The sequence below is a fragment of the Thermosipho sp. 1074 genome, from assembly GCF_001999655.1.
Taxonomy (GTDB): domain Bacteria; phylum Thermotogota; class Thermotogae; order Thermotogales; family Fervidobacteriaceae; genus Thermosipho; species Thermosipho affectus.
The window spans coordinates 399,941-420,450 of record NZ_LBEX01000018.1 but is presented as its reverse complement, the minus strand read 5'-3'; the positions used below and the strand labels follow the sequence as shown (position 1 = coordinate 420,450).

The following is a 20,510-nucleotide window of genomic DNA, read 5'->3' as shown; positions in this document are numbered from 1 at the left end:
TTCTTCAACTAGACCGCCTCCTTCTAATTATATAAAATTCATCTGGTACTGGATCTTCCCCACCTTTATGGAGAGGATTACACCTTAAAATACGCTTGAAGCCCAGGAAAAGACCTTTAAATACACCAAATTTTTGTACCGCCCAATAAGTATACTCCGAGCACGTCGGAGTATATATACAAGTTGGTGGTTTTAATGGAGAAATAAATTTTTGATAAAATCTAATCACTAACATTACTATTTTTTTCATCATTAATCCTCACAAATAATTTTAACAATTCATCTTTTAATTCTGTAAATAATATCTTGTCAAAATCTTTCGAAAGATGTTTCCTAGCAATTATTAAATAATCGAATCCTTTTGGAATAATCCCTTTATTATTTCTTATAATCTCACGTAACCATCTTTTCAATCTATTCCTTTTCACGGCTTTACCAAACTTTTTTTTAATTGAAAAACCATATCTACTATACTCTAGACCATTATTTACATATAAAATCACAAGATAACTGTTTTGTATGCTTTTGCCATTTTCAAATATATTTTTAAAATCTTTCCTGAGCTTCAAGCGTTCATGTTTTTTAAAGGTGTTTTTACTTATACTGTTAATCTCCATCTTCCTTTTCTTCTTCTGTTCTTTAACACCCTTCTTCCACCTGCAGTCTTTTTTCTCGCTAAAAACCCGTGTGTTCTTTTTCTCTTAATCCTCGATGGTTGATATGTCCTCTTCATATACTATCCTCCTTTTCTAAATTTTGTCCTTTTATATGTTATCATAAATTTAATTATTTATCAACTTATATATCCTCTTTCTTTTAAAACTTCTAAAAATTGTGCAAATAACTCCGATGAAAACTTAACTCCAACCATATCCTTCATTATACTCAAAGATTTTTCAACTGAAAGCCCCTTTCTATATGGTCTATCTTCGGTAAGAGCAACAAAAACATCCACAATCGATACTATTTGAGCTCGCAAACTAATCTCTTGCCCTTTTAATCCGTCGGGATAACCACTCCCATCCCAATTCTCGTGATGATGTCTAATTACATCACCAACAAGAGACCAACCTGGTATAGTTTTAATTATTTTTTCACCATAAACTGTGTGTTTTTTCATTATTTCAAATTCTTCATCATTCAATTTTCCAGGTTTATTTAATATATGCTCGGGGATACCTATCTTACCTATATCATGTAAAATCGCCCCATATTTTATTGCTTCAATTTCCGCAGGCTCTTTAATTCCCATTTTATCTGCCAAAAGTAGGGAAAAATCCATAACATTTCTTGAATGATTTCCAGTAACTGAATCTTTTATTTCAACAGCCTCGGCAAGAGCTGAAATAATTTGAAGATTCTTTTCCATCAATTCTGCATTAGTTTCCTCAAGTTCTGCCATTGTGGATTCTAAAATTTCTGCAGTTCTTTCATATTCACTAAATATCTTTCTAAACTCTTCAAAAATACTTTTAATAGTTTTTTGTAATTTACTAACACTTTCTAAATTAGTAGGAGAACTACCAAACTCATATAGCCTTTTATGCTTTTTAAAACTTTCATATATCTTCTCTAATTCCATATTCAAATTCTTTATAACATTTTCCATTTTCTCAGTTTCTCCCTTTTCAATATAAAATAAATAATAAAAGAATACAAAACCAACGGTAAAAATCATTGTCACAAACAAATTCAACTTTATAACAAAAGCTGCCTTATACCCTACTACAAAAGTAAATCCATAACTTGATTTTGAAAATTCTTCAAAAAATGATTTTTTATATTTGCTTCCAATTTTTAAAGGTTCCGACGAATAAACAACCTTATCCTCAGCAATAATATCATAATATTTAATAGAGAGTTCACTTAAATTAAACAAGTTCAATGGAATTTCATACAAAAAATACTGCTTTCCATGTTTTTCCACATATTTTAACGTATCAATTCTAAAATATATTCCTTTGATATATTTATTTGGCCCTTCAGTTAATATCCCTTTCAAATTTTTATTTGATTCTTTGTCAAAAAAGCTATCATCCAACTTTGCAACTAAAAATTGTTTGTTTAGTAATAAATTATCAAAATATTTCGTAAACACCTTACTAGAATCTTTTAAAGTTACCTTTAAATAGTAATTAAGCGTTATAACCAATAAAATCAACAATATAAAATAGAATAAAAATAATAATCTCCTATTTACCTTCAAATATTAAACTCTCCTTTCTATACTTTGAAAAATTTACTATACTAATATTTTTTTCGATAAATCCTTCATCGTTAAAATACATTCCTCTACCAATTTCATGTCCCAAATAAAAATTAACAAATTGGTTGGTAGAAATAAACTTATGCTTTGAAAGCATTCTAAATATTGTATAAATGGCTTCATTTGACCAATTGTAACTTTTAAACCCAAAAGTTACAACGTATAAATTTTTTAAATCCGGCAAACTATCCAATCCCTCATCAATTGCGGCATCAGATGCTACAATTATTCCTCTAAAATCAGGAGCAAAATAACTTAGAAAATCGATAGTCCCTTTAGGTTCAAGCGTAATTACAATTGAATCGTATTTACTCACATCTTTAGAAAAAGTCTCAACGGAATAAAAATACGCATATTCTCCATTAAGCTCTTTTAAGATTTTTAAAAATTCTCTTGAGTATTCTTTGTTAAATGGATCTAATATCACTAAAACATTTTTTGATGCATTATTCTTCAAAAATTTTATAATTACATTTATTTGAAACTCATTAGTGGGAACTATTGAAAGAATTCTATTAGTACTCATTAACAATTTAGTTGATGTTATACTTGGAGAAATTGCAACAAGATCGTAATCTTCTAAAAATTTGAATATTCTAAATCCAGTAGCACTAAAATTAGGTCCAACTATAATATTCAATCCCTTTGATTTTACATACTTTAAAGTATTTTTAGAAAGTGCATCTTCATTTAAGGGATATAAATTTAAAGGCCTATATTGTTGTGTAATAATCTCGTGTGATGCATTCTTTAAAGAATAAAGAAATGCATAAGAATTTCCCTTAAAAAAATACCAATACAAAAATTGAAAAATTATCATTACAACAATAATTATAAACCAAAACCAAAAACTCATTTTTTTTAACATTTTATCACCGTTTAAAACTTAATTTTTATTTTCATTCCATTAAGCTCTTCTTCAGATGATGGAATTATAAATTCTTCTTTTTTTATTAAACTTATTAGATATTCTATCTCACAAATCAAACTATCAGGAACTATCCCTTTGGTAAATATCATATTGCTAATTCCTTCACCATTTTCTTTTATTCCCAATTCCGTATTTCCAGGCGCCCATTCTCCATTATACGCCATTTTAACAGCTAAATAACTTGCAACATCAACCCTTTTAATAGCACTTGCTAAAATATAGCCAGGTGCTTGTGGCCCTTGCTCAACATCACCACCTAACATAAAATAACCGCCATTTTCGTAGAAATAATCAATCAAGTCTTTTAAATTATCCGATTTTACTAATTTTTGATCCTCTTCTTTGACTGCTTCAATAATTCCTAATGCGGTTCCTCCACAAGCTTGTTGAATAATATCTACTTTTTCACTAATTAATGCCTGCGCCAATTCTTTTCCTTTTTTTGGATCTGTGAATGAATTTGCATACACAACTTTCACTTCAACATTTGTGTTATGAATTTGATTGAATGCTTTAACTCCCGCCCTAAATCCAATTTCATATCTCTTCACAGGTGGAATAGGAATTCCACCAATAATCGCAACTTTTCCAGTTCTTGTCATTCCAGCAGCAAGATATCCAGTTAAAAAACTACCCTCTTGTTCTTTAAATGTAAATGTCATAACATTTGAAAGTTCTGTACCGTTATCAAAATCTATTCCAACAAAATATGTTTCAGGATACTGTTGCGCAACTTTATAAAACGCATCAGACATTAAATAACCTACAGCGAAAACTACATCTGCTTGTTCTGCTGCCTTACTTAAATTACTTACGTAATCTCCTTGTTCCTTTGACTGTATAACTTCATACTCAATGCCAAGCTCCTCACACGCTTTAACAATACCAGACCAAGTTCCATCCATAAAAGATCCATCGCCTAATCCCCCGATATCCGTTACCATTATAACCTTAAAAGAAAACACACTTATAGATAATAAAATCCCAAGTAATATAATCTTCTTCATAATATCCCCCCTAATGCCTATTTTTGAATTTCAAAAATATAGGTGCCCCATTGAAAGGATAGACATTCTCGCGAATAGTATTTCTAATACTATTTTGATAAAATTCTGGAACTTTTTTCCCATTTGTAAAAAATAAGAATGTTGGAGGTCTTACGTCTACCTGCACACCATAAAATATCTTTAAACCTCTTGGTGGTGGTGAAAACATAACCATTCTCTGTATAGCAGCATTTACCGCACTTGTATTAACTCTGTAATTTAACGAAGTATATGCTTCATTAATTGCGCCTATTAATTTTTTTATTCCTTTGTTTTTTGCAGCACTTACAAATACCACAGGACTATAATTAATAAAATATAACTTTTCATTAAAATGTTCAATAAACTCTGTTTTTCTAAAATTAAAATTCTTCACAAGATCTATCTTATTAAAAACAACAACAGTTGCCTTTCCTCTATTTTCAGCAATCCCTGCTATTCTTTGATCTTGGTGTGTGATACCTTCGATGGCATCTATAACTAACACAACAACATCGGCTAATTCAACACTTCTTATAGCCCGCACATTACTGTACATATCAATACTTTTGTATTCAACTCTAGATTTTCTTCTTAACCCCGCTGTATCAATAAATAGATATTTTTGGCCATTAAATTCTATTAACTCATCAATTGCATCTCTTGTTGTACCAGGTATAGGAGTAACAAGTACTCTTTCTTTGTTTAATATACTATTAAATAATGTTGATTTTCCCGCATTTGGTCTTCCAATTAACGCTACCCTAATTATAGAATCATTATTATTATCTTCTTCACTTAAATTTTTTCCTTTTTCTTCCAACTTCTCAATGATTTTTTCAACTAAATTATCGATATTTTTTCCTTGTTCTGCTGAAACAAATATTGGTTCACCAAATCCTAAGCTATAAAAATCCGATAAATTTACCAAAACTTTTTTTTCATTTTCAGATTTATTAACCACCAACAATACATCAGAATTTGATTTTCTCAAAAAATCCGCAAGATGATAGTCTTCAGAGGTTAATCCATTTTTTCCATCAAGCACAAACAAAACGAGATCTCCTTCTTTCAACATATCCAAAGTTAAATTTTTTAACTTAGAAGATATGATATCTTCTGGTCTCTCGAAAATTCCACACGTATCTATTAATCTAAAAGATTTTCCAAAATAAGAGACGCGGTCACTAACCGCATCTCTTGTAACACCTTCTTTATTATCTACAATTGATTTTTTCCTACCTATTAATTTATTAAAAAGCGTTGATTTTCCAACATTACTCTTCCCTACTATCAAAACTGTTGCCATTTTTTACCTTCCTTTCAATGGAACTAAATCTTTCCTTCTCAGCTTCATTGTTTATTTCTTCTATTAAAGACTCACTTACTTTTTCTTTCTCGCTTGCAATAATCCTTAAAATTTCTACGTCTTCCTTAATACCAATAATCTTTACTTCTAATTCATCTCCTATATTGACAGTTGAATCCACATCCGACTTTGGAATGTAAATTTCAACATTTTCAATAACACCAATATACCCTTTTTTCAATTCCTTCGTTAATTTAACTTTTACCACATCTCCTACTTTGTAGTTTTCTTTGAACAGTTTCCACGGATTTTGTTCCACCCTTTTTACGCTTAATTTTATTTTTCTATTCTCTTTATCAAGTTCTGTCACAACGGCCTTTACCTTTTCACCTTCGGCTACGACTTCATTTGGAGTTCTTATGTATTTCCATGAGATTTCCGAAATAGGACAATATCCACTTACTCCTTCTTCAATATCTATTATTATTCCTTTCTCAAAAATAACTCTAACAACACCAGTCACAACATTTCCAACTGGATATTTTTCCTCAATACTTTCCCATGGATCTCCCTTTACTTCTTTATAACTTAACTTTATTCTCTTGTTTTCTTTATCCACCTCTTTTACAACTAATTTCACAAAATCTCCTTCAGAAATTAACTCTTTTAAATTTCCTCTTCTTCCCCAAAATACATCATCAATATGGACAAATCCATCAATACCTGGTTCAAGATTTACAAAAAACCCATATGGCATTATCTTCTTCACTTTCCCACTAACCACTTCTCCTACTTTATACTTTCTCTCAACACTATTCCACGGATTTGGAAGTAATTCCTTTAAACTCAAGATTATCTTTTTTCTTTCCGGAACAATTTCTTTTAAATATAATTTAACACTTTGCCCTTCACTTAATACATCATAAGCATTTACTTCATTATCATAAGAAATTTCCGAATTTGGCAATAATCCTTCAATACCTTCGCTAATTCTAATAAACGCTCCAAACTTTTCAATTTTTTTCACTATACCTTCAACAATATCTCCATTTTTTCTCTCATTGAAAAATTTTTTCACTTGTTCTTCCACTAATACCTTTCTTGAAAGTACAACATTTAATCTTCTTTTATTTTCAAATTTTATAATCTTAAACTCACATTTGTATTCAGGTATATTATCATCAAATATCATAGATTCACTCTTTGGTAAAAATGCTTCTAAAACATTATCAATTAATACCTTATATCCTCCTTTAACTTTTGAGATAATCTTTCCTGTAACTTTTTCGCCTTTTTCAAACTTTTCCTTTAAAATTCTTCTAATTTTTTTCAAATAGATTCTCTTCTCTGATAAATATGCTGTACCATTTTCTTCATCTTTTTTTAACAATAATAATGTGATTTTATCACCAATATTATATTCTTCCAAATCTTTTACAAGTTCATTAGAATTTACAATCCCTTCACCTTTCCAACCAAAATCTACAAAAAGTTCAGTATCACTTTTTCTTAAAACAGTTGCTTCTACCTCTTCTCCCCTTCTAACATCTGTGTACAAATACTCTTCTAAAAGTTTTTCAAAATTTCCATCCATTTGCAGCATCCCTCCTAATATTTTTAATCTCTCTACCACTTTATCAACTAACTCTTTTGGTGTAGATGTACCACTTATTATTCCAACTTTTTTAACCCCCTTGGGTATAAATTCTATCTCTTCAGGAAATTCAATATGAATAGCATTGGTATATTTTTTAGCAATTTTATAAAGCTTAGTTGTATTAGAACTGTGTTTTCCACCAACAATAACCATCAAATCCACAATTTTTGATAATTGTTGCGTTTCAATCTCTCTATCATATGTTATATTACATATACTATTTATTACTTTAAACTCTTCAAACTTAGACATTTCTTTTACTTTTCCCGCAAAAAGATTAAAATCTGAATATGACATGGTAGTTTGGCTTGCAACAGCTATTCTCTTTCCTACAACCATTACAGGCTCCTTTGTAATGATAGCATCAGTACAATAACTCTTTAGCGCCTTCATCTCTGGATGTTCTTTTTTTCCAAAAACAACCACTTTATACCCCTCTTCTTCCAACTTTGAAACAGTTTTAAATAAATTTTTAACAATCCTACACGTAAGATCTTCTATTTTGTATTTTTTATTTAATTTTTCAATCTCATATTTGGGTAGTCCATGTGCTCTAACTAAAAAAACATCTCCAGAAGTTTTTGACAAACCCAAATCATTTAATTCTTTCATAACAAATTTGTTGTGAACTATATCATCATCCGTCCAGACACTTACGCCACTCTTTAAAAGAGTCTTGGCCCTATTTACTGCGTATTCTACTCCAAAACAAAAACCTACTCCCTTTGCCACAATAATTTGCATTTTTCTTTAACCACCTCTAATATCTTTTGAACTACTTCTTCAATGGAAAACTTCGTTGAATCTATTAATATAGCATCTTTGGCCTTTCTCAAAGGTGCGACATTCCTTTCAGAGTCTTGTTTATCTCTTAATTTTATTTCATTTAACACCTGCTCGTATGTTACTTTTACTCCCTTTTCTGTCAACTCCTTAAACCTTCTTTTCGCTCTAGCTTCTTGTGTGGCAACAAGAAATATCTTTACTTCTGCATCTGGTAAAACAACAGTTCCAATATCTCTTCCTTCCACTACTATATTTTCATTTTCCGCAATCTCTCTTTGAAGCTTTGTAAGATATCTTCTTACAATTTCGTTTTTAGCATATTTAGAGGCATAAATTCCAACCTCAGGTGTTCTAATTTCATCACCAACTTTTTTTCCATTAAGAAAAAAATCTCCATCCGAAAAAGATAACTTTAATTCTTTTAATTTGTTTTCTATTTCTTCATCATTACTAACATCACTTTTCTCCAAATACAATCCAACAATTCTATACATAGCCCCAGTATCCAAGTAAAAGATACCTAAAGTTTTCGCAAGTAATTTTGCAATAGTCGTCTTTCCAGAACCAGCTGGTCCATCTATTGCTATTCTACATGGCATTCTATCACCTAAATTTCTTCAATACTTGAAATAATATTAAATACCTTATCTAATCTTGTCATTTCAAAAACTCTCATAACAGACTGTTTTGGAGACATTAAATACAACAATTTATTATTCATTCTTGCATCTTTTAAAATTGCAACCAAGCTCCCCAAACCTGCACTATCTATGTAATTTACTTCAGAAAGATCAATGATAATCTTTTCTTTATCTGATGAAATCATTTTTTCTCTAATTTCCTTCTTTATATCTGCCGAATGATATGCATCAATATCTCCATATACTTTAGCAATTAATGCCTTTTCTTCATTTGAAAATTCAACCTTCGTGCTCCTCATTTTCTATACCTCCTTTATGAATTTCAATTGACAATTCCTTTAATTGTTTTTCTTCAACAAATGACGGTGCACCTGTAAGTTGACATGTCCCACTTGTAGTCTTTGGAAACGCAATAACATCTCTTATTGAATTAACACCAGCAGCAATTGAAACCATCCTGTCAAAACCAAATGCTATTCCTCCATGCGGTGGAACTCCGAAATTTAATGCGTTTAAGAAAAAACCAAATTTTTCGTTGGCCTCTTCTTCAGTTAAACCTATTATTTCAAAAACTTTTTTCTGAATATCACTATCATGTATCCTTATACTTCCTCCGCCTACTTCCGTTCCATTAATTATCATATCATATGCATAAGCTTTTATTTCATCTAATTTTTGTTCCAAATTTTTAGGCATTGTAAATGGATGATGCCTTGCTACATAACGATTTTCCTCATCGTCCCATTCTAAAAATGGAAAATCAACTACCCATAGTGCATCATACCCTTCTTCCAACTCTTTAAAATATTCTTTTCCAATTTTTAATCTTAACGAACCAAGTGCACCATTAAGCACTTCTTTATCATCATAAGCCGCAAGTAATACCACTTGTTCTTTTTTTAATTTAAACTTTTCTACAATTTTTTCGTAATTTTTCAACAAAAACTTCGCTGTCGGTGATACTATTTTATCTTCAACTTTAAACCACAATAATCCACCTAAGCCTAATTGCTTTACATATTCTTCAAATTCAGATGCTATCTTTCGACTAATAGGAATACTTGTAATAAATCCTTTAACGTATCCACCATTTTCTATTACATTTTTTATTACCCTAAAATCTGTTTCTTTAAAATATTCTGTAAAGTCAACAAGCTCCATTCCATATCTTCTGTCTGGTTTATCACTACCGTATTTATCCATTGCTTCATCGTATGTTAATCTATCAAACTTTTCCGGTAACCTTATTCCTACACTTTTAAAAACTTCTCTTGCAAAGTTTTCCATTAAACACAAAATATCTTCCATTTCCATAAAAGACATTTCAATGTCAATTTGAGTAAACTCAGGTTGTCTATCTGCTCTTAAATCTTCGTCTCTAAAACACCTTGCAAATTGATAGTACCTATCAAAACCCGAAACCATTAAAAGCTGTTTAAATAACTGAGGTGATTGAGGCAAAGCATAAAATTTTCCCATTTGTAGTCTAGAAGGCACAAGAAAGTCCCGAGCTCCTTCGGGAGTACTTTTAGTTAAGTATGGTGTTTCAATTTCAACAAAACCATGTTCATTCAAAAAATTTCTTGCAGTTTGCGCCATTTTGTGTCTAATTATTAAATTACTTTGCATTTCACCATTTCTCAAATCTATATATCTATACTTTAACCTTAAATCTTCAGAAACCTTTTCTCCTGGATAAAATGGTGGTATCTCTGCTTTAGACAAAACATTTATTTCTTCAACATCTATTTCTATTTCACCAGTTGGCGTGTCTGTTTTCGTTTCATTTGGCCTTTCCAATACTTTTCCTTTCACTTGAATTACCCATTCCCTACCTAGCTCTTGAGAAACTTTATACGCTGATGAATTGGGACTTACCACCAATTGTGTTTTCCCATACCTATCTCTTAAAATTATAAATTTTATTCCTCCAAGATCTCTTATACGCTCTATCCATCCAGCAAGTACTACTTTTTCTCCTTTATTTTTAATTGTTAATTCTCCACAATTATGCGTCCTATACAAAATCCTCACCTTCCTGTTTGATATTTTTTCCAATCATCTAAAAATCTCTTAATACCTATTTCCGTCATAGGGTGATGAAACAACTTTTCAAGAACATTAAAAGGAATTGTAACAATATCCGCTCCCATTAATGCAGATTCTAAAACATGTTTGGGGTGTCTTACACTTGCAACAATTACTTCAGTTTCAAAACCATAATTAGAATATATGGTAATAATCTCATCAACAATTCCCATTCCATCATTAGCTATATCATCCATTCTTCCTACAAATGGACTAACATAAGTAGCACCAGCTTTTGCCGCAAGCAATGCTTGATTTGCACTAAAAACTAGTGTAACATTAGTTTTTATACCTTCTGCTGATAAAATCTTAACAGCTTTTAACCCATCAGGGGTCATAGGAATTTTTACAACAACGTAATCATCAATTTTTGCAAGTTCCCTTGCTTCTTTTACCATTTCTTGCCAATCCAATGAAACTACTTCAGCAGAAACAGGCCCTCGAACGATCTGACATATCTCTTTAATAGTTTCCTTAAAAGGAGTACCAGCTTTTGCAATTAATGTAGGATTTGTTGTCACTCCATCAACTAATCCCCATTCCACTCCCTTTTTTATCTCGTCAATCTTTGCTGTATCGAGAAAAATCTTCATTTCATTCCCTCCTTTTTCAATTATTTTAATCCTGTTCTTGCAATTCCTCTAACAAAGTGCTGTTGTGTGAATAAGAATAACAATATAACTGGTAGTATCGAAAATGTTGCTGCAGCCATTAATTGATTATAAAGTGTTCCAACATCCGAACTAAAATTTTGCAATCCAACTGGAAGAGTTCTATACTTATCAGAATTTGTAACTATTAATACCCATAAAAATCCATTCCAGCTTCCGACAAATTTCAACAAAGCACCGGTAATAATTACAGGTTTACTTAATGGTACCACAATTTTCCATAAAAACTTCCAATGAGAACAACCATCAATCTTAGAAGCATCAAATAATTCTCTTGGAATTGCTAAAAAATGCTGTCTCATTAAGAATATAGCAAATACACTTACAATCCAAGGAATTATTAATGCATAATACGTATCTATCCACCCAAACTTAGAAATGGTTATAAAGTTTGGAACAAGTAATACCTCACCCGGAACCATCATTGTAGCTAAAAAGATTCCAAATATTAAATTTTTCCCAGGGAAATTCATCCAAGAAAATGCATAAGCCGCCATTGATGCAAGTATTACTTCAAGCACTGTTGTTGCAGTTGCCACAAAAACCGTATTTAAGTAATATCTTCCAAATGGAGCTGAATTCCAAGCATCAACATAATTTTGAAAAACATTCTTTATAACCTCTCCAAAAGAAAATTTCAAGCTTACCATCTTTAAATTATCATCACTAAGGTATATAGGTGAAACATTTGAGAGTTCAATTTCTATTACTTCCCCGTTTTTAACTCTAATGTTTTTAACAAATTCTGGAGCTTTTATTATTTTCCATGCATTCATTGAGTTATTGTAAACTCTTCTTACCTCATCAACATAATCCGTATACAACATTAATTCCTTTAAGAATTTATCTAAATTCCTTATCCTAGATGATATGTTTTCCAACTTAGAAATAAATATTTTATAAGTATTACTATCTTTTAATCTTTCATCAGACACATATTTTAAATCGTTAAAATTACCGCTTTTAAGAATATATGTATAATCTATATTCTTTTCAATCAAAAGATTTTTATAACTTACTATTAAACTTTTTAAACTATTAAGTTGTGAAATACTAATGGCATATTCATTCATAAAATATTTGTCAACTTTTTTGGAAAATTTTTCAGGTAGATCCTTTAGATCTTTTTCGCTTAATATCTCCTCTAATATTGGATTGTCAATTTTTGAAATCTCATTTTTCAAAAGCTCATATTTCTCGTCTTTTGACATTACTTTTGCAACTATTGAAGAGTTTACAACTTTACTTTGAATATTCTTAAAATAATCGTATACTTTTAAATAAAACTCCAAAATTTTTATTTCTGATTTTATAACATCTACTACTTTATTGTTATAAACCTTATTTAAAACATTCTCTCCATTGTAATTTAAATCTAAACTGGATAAAATATCATAAATATTCTTTATTTCATCATTTTCCAATACCAAATATTTCCCCGCTTTATATTTTTTTATTATCTCTTTTGTTGAAAATAATTGTTCCTTCATTGAATTTAAAAATATTTTAAATTTTTCTTGTTCACTTTTATCTTTTATTCTTCTATTAACAAACTTGGAAATTAAATTTATTCCAGAAATTGCAGAGTCAAATTTTCCAGTCAAATTTGAAATATATTCTAATCTATTAAAATACGGTTTTGAACCACTATTAAAGTACAAAAAAACTTCTTCAAAAAAATTTTCAGGTGTATCATATTGTATTTCTATGGGAATATCTACATTTTTCAACCAATTTTGAAATTGCGAATTGGATAATCTTTCTATATAATCAAATCCTTTTATATCTATGGTTAATACTCCTCTATAGAATGGATCATCTTCTACTGAAATGTTTAAAACATTGTCCTCTTCTTTTGAAGAGGTAAAACTTAAAGCTTCGCTCAAACTAATACCCTTTAAAGTCCTTACTGCACCTATTTTTGTTTCAACTTTAACATCTCTTTTGCTGAAAAAGTTCTTGGTATACCATTTTGGAGGCCATTGTTGAACTTCACTAGGCATTTTAAAAGATGTTATTATCATCCATGCAAAAGGCATAATCATTACAACAAAACCTATTGAAAGTAATAAATATATTATCAACTTCTTCATCACTTTCACCTCACGATACGTATTCTACAACTTTATTCCCAACTTTATATTGGATTGCAGTAAATATCAATATAACCGCAAATAATAAATATGCAGCTGCACTGGCAATTCCCATTCTCTGTTGCCTATAAAATAAATCAAATACATAATACACCATTGTCATACCACTATTATTGTACGGACCAGGTAACCCGTCATATAAAACATAAACTTGTGCAAAAACCTTAAAAGCACCAATCATTGAAACAATTAATAGGAAAAACGTAGTCGGTGAAAGTAAAGGCCACGTAATTTTTGAAAATTTTTGCCAAGAATTTGCACCATCAACCTCTGCTGCCTCGTAATAAAATTGATCAATATTTTGAAGTCCAGCCAAGAAAATAATTGCATCATAACCTATCTGCTTCCAGATTGATACAATCGCAATAGTTGGAATTGTCCACTTTTCATCTTTTAACCACCTTATTCCTTCTATATTAAACCAAGATAAAAAGTAATTCAAAAGTCCAAACTCGTCATTAAAAATCCACTTCCAAACCAATGAGACTGCAACTACGGATGTAACAAAAGGAATGAAATAACTCGTTCTAAAAAACACTCTAAATCTTACATTTGAATTTAATAAAACGGCTACTATCAACGATAACAAAAGTGTTATAGGAACTGTTAAAATAACGTAATAAAACGTATTAACTAAAGCTTTCATAAACAAATTCTTATCCTTTGCATCCATAAAAAACATAAATAATCCATTTTGATTAAATTTACTTGTTTCAAGCAAAACATACACAACAATTATAGCCGAAACATTAATCCAAGCAAATTTTTTAAATAATTTCGTCAAACTTTTGTTTTTTAAATTCAAAAATAAAACTACAGCTAAAACTATATCTAAAAACAAAATAAAGGAATTCAATTTAAAAAATATTAAAAATGCCCATACAATAGCAAAAATATTAACAAAAAATATAGTAACCTTCTTATCTTTCCAAATTCTCACAAAAGCATAAACCGTAAAAACTAAAATTATAGAAAGAAAAATATATGAAATAGAATAAAATAACCCCTCCAAAAAAGAAAATTTTGGAGGATAGTTATACTCAAAAATTTTTAAATAGTTATCAAAACCACTAAAATAAGGGGTTTTCATGTTTCTAAAATCCCACTTAAAAAAACTTAAAACAAACGAAAAACCTACAGGCCAAAAAACAAATATACCTAACACAATTAACGATGGCAACAAAAATAAATATGCCAAAACTGACTCTTTTAGTCTTTTTTTAGCAGATGCCTTCACTTTCTCCCTCCTATAGTATATACGAAGTTAAATCTTCATCTTCTATTATATCCTTCAATTTTTTATTAACAAAGTCTTTGTCTACGACAATTCTTTCTTCTATGTCTGGTGCTTCAAATAAAACGTCTTCAAGTATCTTTTCAAGTACTGTATACAATCTCCTTGCACCAATATTTTCCAATTTTTGGTTCAATTTATACGATACCTTTGCTATTTCTCTTACACCATCTTCAGTAAACTCCAAATGTACTCCTTCAGTATAAAGCAACGCTTGATATTGTTTAGTTAAGGCGTTTTCCGGTTCAATTAAAATTCTTACAAAATCATTTTCAGTCAATGGTTCAAGTTCCACCCTTATTGGAAACCTTCCTTGCAATTCTGGTATAAGATCCGAAGGTTTTGAAACATGGAAAGCTCCTGCGGCTATAAATAATATAAAGTCTGTTTTAACAGGTCCATATTTTGTAGTTATAGTCGTTCCCTCTACTATTGGCAAAAGATCTCTTTGTACACCTTGTCTTGAAATATCTTGCCCTCCCCCAGATGTTTTTACCGCAATTTTATCCATTTCATCTATAAATACAATTCCCCTATTTTGAGCAAGTTCTAATGCTTCTTGAACTGTCTCATCCATATCAATAAGTTTTTCTTCTTCTATTGGTAATAGCACTTTTTTAGCATCAGAAATTTTCATCTTTCTTCTTTTCTTCTGTTTTGGAAAAATATTCCCCAAAACATTTGATAAATCCATTCCAATATCCTCCATTTCAGGAAGACCTATAAAACCTATTGGAGAATTTCCAGTTTCAATTTCTATTTCGATCTCATTATTATCAAGTTCTCCATTTCTCAACTTCTTTCTTAACTCTTCCCTTTTACCTCTAAAATCTACATTTTCCTCTACAGTTTGAGTTTTTTCCAATTGCATCCCAAAAATATTTGCAAATGGGATTTGTGTTTTTTTTGCACTTGGTAAAATGGCATCTAAAATCCTTTCCTCGACATTTCTTTTAGCTTTTTCTTCAACTTCCTTCATTTTCTTTTGTTTTACCATGTTTACAGCTATTTCGACTAATTCCCTAATCATTGAATCAACATTTTTTCCAACATATCCAACTTCAGTAAATCTTGTTGCTTCAACCTTTAAAAATGGGGAACCAGAAAGTTGAGCCAATCTTCTTGCTATTTCTGTTTTACCAACGCCAGTAGGCCCAATCATTAAAATATTTTTAGGAGTTATTTCTTTTTTCCATTCATCTGGTAATTTTTGTCTACGAATTCTATTTCTTATAGCAATAGCAACAGCTTTTTTAGCTTCATTTTGTCCCACAATAAACTTATCTAGTTCATTCACAATTTGTTTTGGAGTTAATCTATCAAAATTTTTCATGGTTTCCCTCCTAATTAATTACTTTCTTTATATATATCTTCTCCTTTACTATATCAAGTAACCTACCATTGGCTTTTACCAAAGGAATAAGGCCAGATAAAACTTTCACTACAATACCTCTTTCTCCGTTACTTAACTCTACCACCGTTCCAGTAGGATATATACCAACATATTGTACAAATTTTGAAACTATATTTGGATCAAACATTTTTCCAGAATTTGAAATTATAAATTTTACTGCCTCATACGGAGAAAAAGCTTTTCCAGGAAAATCTTTACTAATAAGCGTATCGTACGCATCAGCTATTGAAAGTATTCTTGCAAAAACCGGAATGGATGTTCCCTTTAAATTTCGCGGATATCCTTTTCCATCAAATCTTTCATGGTGATGCAATATTGAAAGCAAAACATCATCATTCATATTAAAATGTTTTCTCAACATTCCCGTTGCTTTTATTGGATGAGTATCATAGTATTCTATTATATCACGAACGGGTTTTTCGTGTGCAACATCATGTAAAATTGCAGAAATTATAAGTTTATTCAATGTTTCATCATCAAACCCCAAACTAATCCCAATAATGGAAGATATTACACCGGTATTTATAGCATGTCTTGCCAAAGGTTTTTGATCTTTCCTAATTAAATTAAGAATCTTTTCGTTGTATTTTTCAAGAACTTTTTTCATAATTTCCTCTGAGTGTTTAACTACTTTTTTTACATTTAATTCTCCATTCTTTACCTCTTCAAAGGTATTGGATAAATCTTTAGATAAGTTATCATATAATTCCATATCAATTGTTGGTTCTATATCCTCAGAGGTTAGTACTTCTTCTACATAAATTGGAAGAATACTAACTCCACGGTTTTTTAAAAGATATATATCCCCTTCTTTTAATACAGAACCTTCCTTTATCAATATTATAAACCCCGAAGGATCATAAACATCCTCACCAACAATTTCACCTGGTTCAACTAATTCAATATTTTTCCATATAATCAAAAGAATTCCCCCCTAAAATTTAGATTATTTAACTTTTTGGGAGAAACATAAAATAACGACCACCGTTGAGTGAAAAGTTTTTCAAAAACATCTTCTATTTCCTTTTTTTGTATAGTCTTAATTCTTTTAATAATATCTATCGGAAGTTCAGGAGTAACATCATTCGCTAAATATTCAATTATCAAATTTGTAATAGTTGAAGTACTCTCAGTTGAAAGTTCTAACTTTCCAATCATCCGTTTTTTTCCGTAATTGAACATATCATCAGTCAATTTAAAATTCCTTATAACCTCAAACATTCTTCTTACAAACTTTTCAACTTTTTCTAGAGACACAGCCGCATAAATATTAAAAATTCCCCAATTTTTTTGCGAAAGATTCGTAGAAAATATATCATAAACCAATCCTTCTTTTTCCCTTATTTCCTCAAAAAAATACGAACTCATACCACTACTTAATATTGTATTCAAAACTATCATTGGATATCTTTCATGCTCTTCAAGTGAAAATCCCTTTGTTACGTATAATATGTGAACTTGTTTTGCATTTTTCATTACCTTTCCTTCCAAAATCCCATGATTTATATCACTTTTGTGTTTCACGGTTCTAATAAAATTTCCGTCCACTTTTTCAAGTTCATTAACTATTCTATCCAATACCTTTCTATCTACATAACCAACTATTATTACTTTAACATTATACGGTGTATAAAATTCTTCATGAAATCTCTTAATATCATCTAACAATATATTTTTAATAGTTTCTTCTGTGCCGATTACCGTTTTAGAATGCGGTCCTCTTAATCCCCTTTGATACATCAAATCAAACAAATTACTCATGGGATCCTCTTTGTGAGAAAGATACTCTTGATAAATTATGCTTCTCTCTAACTCTAAATCTTCATCCTTAAAATTTGGATAAAAAACTATTTCCTTTAGCGCATCAAATGCATCAAATAAAGTAGAAGAAGGGACTTTGGCATAATATACTGTGTTTTCTTTATCTGTCCACGCATTTAACATGCCACCAACTTCTTCAACCATTAATTTTAATTCTTTCATATTATATTTCTTTGTCCCCCTAAAGGACAAATGCTCAATAAAATGGGAAATGCCAGATAGTTCCTCTGGCTCGTACACAGATCCCACTCCAACGTTAAATGCAATAGTAGCAGATCTAACGCCTTCTACAGGATAAAAATATAGTTCAATTCCATTTCTTAAAATCATTTTTTCCATAATTTTCCATCCCTCTATTCTGCTTTTCCCAATTGAATTCTTCCACTATTGTCTATATTAACAACTACTACTTTTATTTGATCTCCTATCTTGTATTTTTTTCTAAATTCCTTTGAATCACTTCCTAATTTACTAGAATGTGCAAGTCCTATTTTTCCAGGCATTAACTCAACAAACAAACCATAAGGTTCAATTCTAGTAACCTTACCTTCAAAAATATCACCCACTTTTATTTCTCTAGTTAATGTTTTTATATATTCAATGGCTTCATTAACTTTCTTTTGATCCTTACCATAAATTGAAACTTTTCCAGTTGTATCATCAATGGATATTTCAACGCCAAATTCTTTAACAATAGATTTAATTACTTTACCGCCAGGACCTATTATTTCTCCAACCTTTATCGGATCTATCTCTATATTAGCAATTAAAGGAGCATAAGGTGATAGGGATTCTCTTGGTTTTTCAATAGTTTTAAACATTATATCCAAAATCTTCATTCTAGCTATTCTTGCCTGTTCTAAAGCTTTTTTAAGTAACTCCTCGCCCACTCCTGCTATTTTACAATCCATCTGAAACGCAGTAATACCATCTTTTGTACCCGTAACTTTAAAATCCATATCTCCCCAATGATCTTCTAAACCTTGAATATCAGTTAAAACAACTGCTTCTCCATCCTCTACGATTAACCCCATTGCAACCCCTGCAACATGTGTTTTTATCGGAACTCCAGCATCCATGAGCGCCAAAGAACCAGAACATACAGTTGCCATTGAAGAAGAACCATTTGATTCCAAAATTTCAGAAACTACACGTATTACATATGGAAAATCATCTTCAGCCGGTGCCACAGCTTTTAGTGCCCTTTCCGCTAAATGGCCATGACCTATTTCTCTTCTTCCAGGGCCTCTTAACGGTTTTACTTCTCCAACGGAAAATGGTGGAAAATTATAATGCAAAATAAAACGTTTTGTTCCTTCTTCCATTATAGTATCAACAATTTGTTCTTCCATTGGAGCACCAAGTGTTACTATTCCCAAACTTTGAGTTTCTCCCCTTGTAAAGAGTGCCGAACCATGAGTCCTTGGCAAAATCCCCACTTCACAAATAATTGGCCTAATATCTTCTGGGCTTCTTCCATCAGCTCTTAATCCTTCCGTAACTATTATTTTCCTCATCAAACTTTTTGCTTTCTCATCAAAATATTCTTTTAAAAGCATTTCTTGAGTTGCTTTTTCCTCTTCATCAACATCAAATTCTTCAAAAATTTTTGAAATAACCTCTTCCTTATACTCTTTTAATCTTTCGGATCTTTCCAATTTTTCTTTGGTTAATAATCTTTCCTTTAATTCTTGCTCTAAAATTAAACTTTCCAACTTTTGAATTAGTTCTTCTTTTGGTTTTGGCTCTTCTATTTCCATCTTTTTAACGCTAATATCTTTCAAAATTTCCTCTTCAAAAGATATTATCTCTTTAATTGCATCATGTGCAACAAGCAATGCTTGCACCATTTCTTCCTCTGAAATCTCCTTTGCTTCTCCCTCCACCATTGTTATCGCATCTTTACTTCCCGCAACTACAATATCTAACCTACTATTTTTTAATTGTTCTTCGGTCGGAAAAACAATAAACTTCCCATCAACATATCCCACTCTTACACCGGCAACAATACCAGTGAACGGTATCTTTGAAAAATTCAAAGCTAGCGAAGATGCAATTATACCAGTAACATCCGGTGGTGTATCAGAATCTACAGATAGTACAGTTACAATTAACTGCACATCATTTCTCAGATATTTTGGAAACAACGGCCTTATTGGTCGATCAATCAATCTTGCTGATAAAATTGCAGATTCAGAAGGTTTACCCTCCCGTTTTATAAACCCACCTGGAATTTTTCCGGCGGCGTAAAATTTTTCTTGATATTCAACGGTTAACGGGACAAAATCAACTCCTTCTATCACTCTATCTGAAATATTTGCAGTAGCTAATACCACACTATCTCCAAATTGAACCCATGCTGAACCTGAAGATTGTTTAGCAACTTTTCCATATTGAACTGTTAATTTTCTTCCAAATAACTCCTTACTCCATTCTTTAAAATCTTTCATCAAA

General features: G+C 30.7%; 18 protein-coding genes. All 18 read right to left on the bottom strand.

The genetic code is table 11. The features are described from left to right. Positions 1-4: 4 nt before the first annotated feature. Genes yidD through XO08_RS08855 form a run of 18 tightly spaced genes read right to left on the bottom strand, consistent with a single transcriptional unit; the run spans position 5 to position 20,506 of the window. The gene (gene yidD / locus XO08_RS08940; RefSeq protein WP_075666604.1) at positions 5-250 is read right to left on the bottom strand and encodes a membrane protein insertion efficiency factor YidD; all 246 of its coding nucleotides are present in this window, start codon (positions 248-250) and stop codon (positions 5-7) included. Continuing rightward, entirely contained in the window at positions 222-617 is a 396-nt protein-coding gene (gene rnpA, locus XO08_RS08935) for a ribonuclease P protein component (RefSeq protein ID WP_075666603.1), read from the bottom strand. Before rnpA ends, yidD begins: the two co-directional genes overlap by 29 nt. Further along, positions 599-733 (bottom strand): 50S ribosomal protein L34, encoded by a 135-nt coding sequence (rpmH, locus tag XO08_RS08930; RefSeq protein ID WP_075666602.1) that lies wholly within the window; start codon positions 731-733, stop codon positions 599-601. The genes rnpA and rpmH overlap by 19 nt, the downstream gene beginning before the upstream one ends. A 60-nt stretch (positions 734-793) precedes the next feature. After that, entirely contained in the window at positions 794-2,206 is a 1,413-nt protein-coding gene (locus tag XO08_RS08925) for an HD-GYP domain-containing protein (protein WP_075666601.1), read from the bottom strand. Beyond that, positions 2,193-3,134, bottom strand: a complete 942-nt coding sequence (locus XO08_RS08920; protein WP_075666600.1) for an ABC transporter substrate-binding protein — start codon at positions 3,132-3,134, stop codon at positions 2,193-2,195. Before XO08_RS08920 ends, XO08_RS08925 begins: the two co-directional genes overlap by 14 nt. Positions 3,135-3,145: 11 nt before the next feature. After that, positions 3,146-4,204 carry a BMP family protein gene (locus XO08_RS08915; RefSeq protein ID WP_075666599.1) on the bottom strand — a complete coding sequence of 353 codons (1,059 nt, stop codon included), beginning with the start codon at positions 4,202-4,204 and terminating at the stop codon, positions 3,146-3,148. 10 nt (positions 4,205-4,214) lie between these two features. Next, positions 4,215-5,531: a ribosome biogenesis GTPase Der gene (gene der / locus XO08_RS08910; protein WP_075666598.1), complete on the bottom strand. Its 1,317-nt coding sequence runs from the start codon at positions 5,529-5,531 to the stop codon at positions 4,215-4,217. After that, a complete protein-coding gene (locus XO08_RS08905; protein ID WP_075666597.1) occupies positions 5,500-7,932 on the bottom strand; it encodes a bifunctional 4-hydroxy-3-methylbut-2-enyl diphosphate reductase/30S ribosomal protein S1 in 2,433 nt (810 codons plus the stop codon). Before XO08_RS08905 ends, der begins: the two co-directional genes overlap by 32 nt. Then, positions 7,905-8,573: a (d)CMP kinase gene (cmk, locus tag XO08_RS08900; RefSeq protein WP_075666596.1), complete on the bottom strand. Its 669-nt coding sequence runs from the start codon at positions 8,571-8,573 to the stop codon at positions 7,905-7,907. The genes XO08_RS08905 and cmk overlap by 28 nt, the downstream gene beginning before the upstream one ends. 8 nt (positions 8,574-8,581) lie before the next feature. Beyond that, a complete protein-coding gene (locus tag XO08_RS08895) occupies positions 8,582-8,914 on the bottom strand; it encodes an STAS domain-containing protein (RefSeq protein ID WP_075666595.1) in 333 nt (110 codons plus the stop codon). Further along, a complete protein-coding gene (gene aspS / locus XO08_RS08890; protein ID WP_077288029.1) occupies positions 8,895-10,640 on the bottom strand; it encodes an aspartate--tRNA ligase in 1,746 nt (581 codons plus the stop codon). Before aspS ends, XO08_RS08895 begins: the two co-directional genes overlap by 20 nt. A gap of 5 nt (positions 10,641-10,645) precedes the next feature. Beyond that, positions 10,646-11,296, bottom strand: coding sequence for a fructose-6-phosphate aldolase (gene fsa, locus XO08_RS08885; RefSeq protein ID WP_077198764.1), 651 nt, complete (start codon positions 11,294-11,296; stop codon positions 10,646-10,648). Positions 11,297-11,316: 20 nt separating this feature from the next. Further along, positions 11,317-13,467 carry a carbohydrate ABC transporter permease gene (locus XO08_RS09365; RefSeq protein WP_077288028.1) on the bottom strand — a complete coding sequence of 717 codons (2,151 nt, stop codon included), beginning with the start codon at positions 13,465-13,467 and terminating at the stop codon, positions 11,317-11,319. Between the two features lie 10 nt (positions 13,468-13,477). After that, positions 13,478-14,764 (bottom strand): carbohydrate ABC transporter permease, encoded by a 1,287-nt coding sequence (locus XO08_RS08875; RefSeq protein ID WP_077288027.1) that lies wholly within the window; start codon positions 14,762-14,764, stop codon positions 13,478-13,480. A gap of 10 nt (positions 14,765-14,774) precedes the next feature. After that, the gene (gene hslU, locus XO08_RS08870; protein ID WP_075666590.1) at positions 14,775-16,154 is read right to left on the bottom strand and encodes an ATP-dependent protease ATPase subunit HslU; all 1,380 of its coding nucleotides are present in this window, start codon (positions 16,152-16,154) and stop codon (positions 14,775-14,777) included. A 10-nt stretch (positions 16,155-16,164) separates the two neighbouring features. Beyond that, positions 16,165-17,157 (bottom strand): HD-GYP domain-containing protein, encoded by a 993-nt coding sequence (locus XO08_RS08865; protein WP_075666589.1) that lies wholly within the window; start codon positions 17,155-17,157, stop codon positions 16,165-16,167. Beyond that, entirely contained in the window at positions 17,154-18,395 is a 1,242-nt protein-coding gene (locus XO08_RS08860; protein WP_075666588.1) for a pitrilysin family protein, read from the bottom strand. Before XO08_RS08860 ends, XO08_RS08865 begins: the two co-directional genes overlap by 4 nt. A 14-nt stretch (positions 18,396-18,409) precedes the next feature. Next, positions 18,410-20,506 (bottom strand): polyribonucleotide nucleotidyltransferase, encoded by a 2,097-nt coding sequence (locus XO08_RS08855; protein ID WP_075666587.1) that lies wholly within the window; start codon positions 20,504-20,506, stop codon positions 18,410-18,412. Between the last annotated feature and the right edge of the window lie 4 nt (positions 20,507-20,510).

What these genes read in the sequence shown, in the direction of transcription:
- cmk (WP_075666596.1), bottom strand. Translation starts at nt 8,573, where the DNA reads ATGCCATGTAGAATAGCAATAGATGGACCAGCTGGTTCTGGAAAGACG.
- der (WP_075666598.1), bottom strand. Translation starts at nt 5,531, where the DNA reads ATGGCAACAGTTTTGATAGTAGGGAAGAGTAATGTTGGAAAATCAACG.
- XO08_RS08855 (WP_075666587.1), bottom strand. Translation starts at nt 20,506, where the DNA reads ATGAAAGATTTTAAAGAATGGAGTAAGGAGTTATTTGGAAGAAAATTA.
- XO08_RS08915 (WP_075666599.1), bottom strand. Translation starts at nt 4,204, where the DNA reads ATGAAGAAGATTATATTACTTGGGATTTTATTATCTATAAGTGTGTTT.
- fsa (WP_077198764.1), bottom strand. Translation starts at nt 11,296, where the DNA reads ATGAAGATTTTTCTCGATACAGCAAAGATTGACGAGATAAAAAAGGGA.
- yidD (WP_075666604.1), bottom strand. Translation starts at nt 250, where the DNA reads ATGAAAAAAATAGTAATGTTAGTGATTAGATTTTATCAAAAATTTATT.
- XO08_RS08905 (WP_075666597.1), bottom strand. Translation starts at nt 7,932, where the DNA reads ATGCAAATTATTGTGGCAAAGGGAGTAGGTTTTTGTTTTGGAGTAGAA.
- XO08_RS08860 (WP_075666588.1), bottom strand. Translation starts at nt 18,395, where the DNA reads ATGGAAAAAATGATTTTAAGAAATGGAATTGAACTATATTTTTATCCT.
- XO08_RS08920 (WP_075666600.1), bottom strand. Translation starts at nt 3,134, where the DNA reads ATGTTAAAAAAAATGAGTTTTTGGTTTTGGTTTATAATTATTGTTGTA.
- rnpA (WP_075666603.1), bottom strand. Translation starts at nt 617, where the DNA reads ATGGAGATTAACAGTATAAGTAAAAACACCTTTAAAAAACATGAACGC.
- hslU (WP_075666590.1), bottom strand. Translation starts at nt 16,154, where the DNA reads ATGAAAAATTTTGATAGATTAACTCCAAAACAAATTGTGAATGAACTA.
- XO08_RS08895 (WP_075666595.1), bottom strand. Translation starts at nt 8,914, where the DNA reads ATGAGGAGCACGAAGGTTGAATTTTCAAATGAAGAAAAGGCATTAATT.
- XO08_RS09365 (WP_077288028.1), bottom strand. Translation starts at nt 13,467, where the DNA reads ATGAAGAAGTTGATAATATATTTATTACTTTCAATAGGTTTTGTTGTA.
- rpmH (WP_075666602.1), bottom strand. Translation starts at nt 733, where the DNA reads ATGAAGAGGACATATCAACCATCGAGGATTAAGAGAAAAAGAACACAC.